This window comes from Bowdeniella nasicola, assembly GCF_001907295.1.
Classification (GTDB): Bacteria; Actinomycetota; Actinomycetes; order Actinomycetales; family Actinomycetaceae; genus Bowdeniella; species Bowdeniella nasicola.
The window spans coordinates 1-4917 of sequence record NZ_MQVR01000111.1 but is presented as its reverse complement, the minus strand read 5'-3'; the positions used below and the strand labels follow the sequence as shown (position 1 = coordinate 4917).

At 65.0% G+C, this 4917-nt stretch carries 4 protein-coding genes and 1 riboswitch; all 4 genes read right to left on the bottom strand.

Annotation, left to right across the window (positions count from 1 at the left end):
• Positions 1-187 precede the first annotated feature (187 nt).
• The 4 genes from BSZ39_RS12095 to BSZ39_RS12080 all read right to left on the bottom strand — a co-directional run bounded on the left by BSZ39_RS12095 (position 188) and on the right by BSZ39_RS12080 (position 4558).
• Entirely contained in the window at positions 188-850 is a 663-nt protein-coding gene (locus BSZ39_RS12095) for a thiamine phosphate synthase (RefSeq protein ID WP_073717574.1), read from the bottom strand.
• Entirely contained in the window at positions 847-1608 is a 762-nt protein-coding gene (gene thiM / locus BSZ39_RS12090) for a hydroxyethylthiazole kinase (protein WP_073717573.1), read from the bottom strand. Before thiM ends, BSZ39_RS12095 begins: the two co-directional genes overlap by 4 nt.
• On the bottom strand, positions 1605-2954 hold the full coding sequence (locus BSZ39_RS12085) for an MFS transporter (protein WP_073717572.1): 1350 nt from the start codon (positions 2952-2954) through the stop codon (positions 1605-1607). The genes thiM and BSZ39_RS12085 overlap by 4 nt, the downstream gene beginning before the upstream one ends.
• Positions 2951-4558, bottom strand: a complete 1608-nt coding sequence (locus BSZ39_RS12080) for a bifunctional hydroxymethylpyrimidine kinase/phosphomethylpyrimidine kinase (RefSeq protein ID WP_083603336.1) — start codon at positions 4556-4558, stop codon at positions 2951-2953. Before BSZ39_RS12080 ends, BSZ39_RS12085 begins: the two co-directional genes overlap by 4 nt.
• Positions 4548-4639, bottom strand: a riboswitch (TPP riboswitch). Its footprint overlaps the gene before it by 11 nt.
• Between the last annotated feature and the right edge of the window lie 278 nt (positions 4640-4917).

Sequence of the window (4917 nt, the reverse complement as noted above, 5' to 3'; positions counted from 1 at the left end):
AGTGAGTTGTGGAAGATGAACTCGAGGATCACGCGGTGACCGCCCTGCTGTCCAGCACGACCACCCCGCTACACCACTATGAGGGACTCAACTCGACGGCGCCGGTTTGCGCCTCACCCCGGAAGGTTTTTCGAGCCCAGGCTCTGCGCTCCAAGCAGACCAGCACACGCCTAGACCGGCCCCCCGCTCAATGTCGGAAACCGGCCAGCACCTGCTGCACCACCGACGAGGGATCCGGCGCATCCATGATCGCCCTGACCAAGGCAACGCCTGCCACACCAGCCTCAGCCAAACCCGGCACGTCGTTGGGTGTCACATCGCCAATCGCCACCAGCGGCAGAGACGTCGCGGCCACCAGCGGCGGATATCCCTCCACACCTAGCGGTTCACGCCCGGAATCCTTCGTTGGCGTGCGGCGAAATGGGCCGCAGCCCACGTAGTCGATGATGTCGGCCAACTCGTCGGCAGCCTCGACGAGCGGCAACGTGCCAGTAGTCAGCCCAATAATCGCGTCTGGGCCGAGCATGGCGCGAGCCTCGGCTGCTGGCAGGTCATCCCAGCCGAGGTGGACGCCGTGAACCGGGTGGCCGGTGTGCATCGCAGCAAATGCGACGTCGGCGCGGTCATCGACTAGCACTCGAGTGCTCGGTGCCACTGCAGCCACGCTGGTTGCCACCTCGATGGTGAAGGCCAGGAGTTCTCGGGTGGTGGCGTCTTTGAGCCGCACCTGTACCACGCCCGCGCCGGCCGCAGCAGCTGCGGCGGCTTTCTCGACGGTCTCGCGCCCGAACCCGGAGGTCACGAGATAGCAGCGCCAATCCACGTCGCTGCGTGAGCGTGAGGGCTTCATCGGGCCTCCTCATTGAGCGCGTCGAGTAGGTGCATCCGGAAGGAGCCGGGCCCACTGCTGCGCGCGGCAGCGGTCTCGGCCGCGGCCTTCATCCAACGACTGGCCGCCAGGGCCGCGTCAACAGGTGATGCGACGACGCAGCAGGCGGCCGTCAGCGCCGTCAAGAGGCAACCAGTTCCGGTGACTTGCGTGAGCATCTCATCTCCTCCGGTGACTTGATACAGATCAGAACCGTCCGAGATGACATCGGTGGCCCCAGACATGGCAACCACCGTGCCTAACCGCCCGGCCAGTGCGTGTGCGATTCCACTCACCTCAAGGCTGGACGTAGTGGCATCTGCGCCGCGACCCCCGCTGCCTTTATCGGCAAGCACTAATATCTCCGACGCATTGCCGCGGATGACCGTCGGGGCAAGGTCAGCGAAGGTGCGCGCTAGCGCGGTTCGGACAGGCGCCAAGCCGATCGCCGTGGGGTCGAGCACCCACGGCACGCCGCGGTCACGGGTCACGTCGACGGTGGCGGGAATGCCGAGCATGCCATCGGTGCTGAGGGTTCCCAGGTTGATCAGCACCGCGTCGGCGGCTGTGGTGACGATGGGGGCTTCGTCGAGAGTTTCGGTCATCATCGGGCGCGCCCCGGCAGCAAGTAGACCGTCGGCGACGATTTCCATCGAGACCGTGGCGCTCAGGCAGTGCACCAGCGGCGCGGCGGCACGTACCGATCCGAGAACGTCTCGCCAGTTCTGGACGAAACTCATGTGGTGCGCCTTCCTGCCGGCATGGTCTCCAGCCTATGGTTTGCGACGTCGTCGATGTCGGCGTCGAACTCGGCCGACGAAAGCCTCGGCCCCAACAAGGCCCCCACGATCACCAACGTGGCGCCCAACACCAGCATGAGGATGGGTGCGGCCTGGCGGCCGAAGACGTCTTCGAGCGTGGGCAAATAGAAGGGATACAACGCGGGCAGGATCAGCGAAAGGCTGTAGCCCAGGCCGTATCCAGCCGAGCGAACCTGAGTGGGGAACCGCTCACTCAAATAAGCCGCCACTGGGCCATATGCGGAGACGGTGACCACCTGGAGCAGGGCAGCCAGGCCGGCCACCGCAACGGCTGAGGAGCTTCCCATCAGCCCAAGCCACAGGAACGGAGATACCACGGCCGCCACCAGCATCCACGAAATGAACAAGGTGCGACGGCCGGTGATCGACGACGAGTGTCCCGCCAACGCCATGAAAATGGCCTGCGCCACAGAGGCGATCCCCATAATGATGGGGGTCTGCGTAGCGCTGAGCCCCGCGTCGGCCACTAACCGGCCAGGAAGGATCAGCACGGTCACGTCGGTGAGCAACCACAACCCGCTCATCAACGTGAATACCTGCCAAAACATCGGCGCGTAACGGCCGGTGAAGATGGCGGGCAAGCCAGCCCGCTCATGCGAGGTCTGGGCGTGCTGGCGGTGAAAGACCGGGGCGTCGGCCACGTGTCGGGTGTAGTAGATGAGCATTCCCAGCGACGCCAGCACGCCTGCCACGAACAGGCTCCGCCAACCCCACGTCGCATAGGACTGTTCACCGAGCACTGTCAGCAGCGCGGCCGTGGCGAAGGCGATGGTGGCTTGCGCCCAGGGCGCCATGGACAGGATCAGGCCAGACATCAGCCCTCGACGGCGTGGCTGGGACCATTCCATGGCCAGCGGGATTGCCGCTGAGTATTCGCCTGCCACGAAGATGCCACCCAAAAAGCGCAGTATCAGGATCAGGCCTAGCGTCGCCGCACCGAGGGAGAGATAGGTGGGCATCACCGCGATTCCTAGGGCGCAGGCCGCCGTCCCGGCGATGGCCAACCGTGTGGTGCGGGTGCGGCCCAACGTGTCGCTGATACGCCCGAAAATGATGCCGCCGAGGGGTCGCCCGAGCAGCATGGCGATCACCACTACCGCTCCGAGCGCAGCCGCGTCTGGGCCCGCCAGGACCGTCATGGCCGGGGCGAGCGCCATGACCGGGAGGAAGACGTGGATGTTATCGATCCAGTTGCCTACCACTCCGGCTCGCAGGGCAGCCCTGCCTTCAAGAGGTAGCGAGACAGCTGGGGTGTCGGCGGTCACGGGAGTGTCACCGCGGGCAGCAACCTGGTGGCTTGCTCGAAGAACTCCAGCTCATGTCGGGTGGTCATCAGGTGGGCGCGGGCGGCGCGAGATCTGTCGGCTGGGGAGGCACCATCGAGGGTCTCTTCCACAATCTCGACGGCCCGGCGGGCGGCGTCGGTGAATGCCGGGTCCTGGTAGGTGCGTAGCCAGGCCGCGTAGGGGTGATCATCGCCCACCGGGGGAATCAGTGCTCCGGCCTCCGCGTACAGCCAGTAGCACGGCAGCACCGACGCGGCGCCGACGGCGTAGTTCTCTCCCAGCGTCGAAGCCAGGAGGAAGGATGTGTAGTGGCTAGTCACCGGGCCTTGCTCGCCGGGAAACACGCCCTTCAGCCAGGTGCGATGGAGCTCGCGCTCCACGAGGATGACCCCAGCGGAACCTTCTGCCCAGAAGGTGCCGTGGTGCGCGTTGGTGCTCCTGGCGGCCAAGGCGGCAAGCGCCCGGGAGTAGTCGGAGAGGTAGAGGGCGTCTTGACCCAGATAGAACGCAAACTGGTCCCCAGGCAGTGTGCCTGAGACGAGTCCGTCGACAAATCTGCACTCGGTGATGGCCTGCCATGTGGGCCAGCCCGCTTCCCACAGCGCTTGTGTCCATGGCCCAGCGACGGGGACAGCCCGCGGTGGGGAGGTGTGAGCGGCGCGTGGGAGATCGTCGGGAGTGTGGAGCTCGCCGGGCAGTGGCTCGAACCACGGGCGGGTGTTGGCCGCAGCGCTGAGGCGACGGGCGCGTCGGCTGTGGTCTACGGGGCCGTGACCTTTGCCCACCCCAAGGCTTTCCGCATGGGCGATGGCTTCGTTGAGCCACTGCGACGCCCACTCCAGCGCTATTTCCGGATCATCTCCCGCAGCCAAACGGGTCGCGAGCGCGGAAGACAGTGAGCACCCGGTGCCGTGGGTGGCAGAGGTTTCGATCCGAGCGGTCGGGGCGGCGTGTGTGGTGCCGTCGGGGCTCACGAGGTAGTTGGTGGCATCCGCAATACCGGCCAGGTGACCGGTCTTGACCACCACCGCCACACCTGTCTCCGCCGACCAGGAGCGGGCTTGTTCAAGCACTTGCTCGACATTTTGGGCTGGAGATTGGCCGGTCAGGACGGCAAGCTCCCCGATGTTGGGGGTGACCACGGTGGCTCGACGGCAGAAGTCTCGCATGGCTTCTTCAGCATCCTCGTCCAGCAGTCGATCTCCCGAGGTGGCCACCATGACAGGATCCACGACGAGGACCGGGACCGGATGAGCTTCGAGCCAGGTAGCCACCGCCTCGATGATCTGGGCGGTAGCGAGCATGCCGGTTTTGACGCCGTCGATGTCAATGTCGTCGCTGAGTGCCTCAAGTTGGGCGGTGAGGAACTCGTGGCTTGGCGCGTGCACGTCGCGAACGCCTTGGGTGTTTTGCACTGTCAGCGCGGTGATGGCGGTCATGCCGTAACCTCCGGCTGCGGTGATGGATTTGAGGTCGGCTTGGATGCCGGCGCCGCCGCTGGGATCGCTGCCGGCGATCGACAGGACTCTGGGCGGGCGCTGCCAGACGACAGGGTGGATGGGGGCAGGTTGGGTAGACGTCACGAGACATCCCTTCGCTAGTTCGAACTAGAGCAGGTTCCACGGGTGTGATCTCAGCGCGTCAGCGCACCCCGTGTCCGTCCTTTGATTCTTGCATACCGCTCCATGCACACCCCGTGTGCTTCTTAAAACTGGAACAGGATCTTGGTGAAGTTTCCGGGGGACTGGTGTAAATCCGCGAAGGCATCGGCAGTTTTGTCGATTGGGTAGATCTTCGAGATCAGCTTGGTTACGTCCACGTCGCCTTCTCGGATGAGCTCGATCACGCTTAGTTGAGTCCCTCATAGTGGTGTAGCGGGGTGGTCGTGCTGGACAGCAGGGCGGTCACCGCGTGATCCTCGAGTTCATCTTCTACAACTCAC

Excerpts from the sequence above, each read along its gene's own strand:
- thiM (WP_073717573.1), bottom strand. The coding sequence starts at position 1,608 with ATGAGTTTCGTCCAGAACTGGCGAGACGTTCTCGGATCGGTACGTGCC.
- BSZ39_RS12095 (WP_073717574.1), bottom strand. The coding sequence starts at position 850 with ATGAAGCCCTCACGCTCACGCAGCGACGTGGATTGGCGCTGCTATCTC.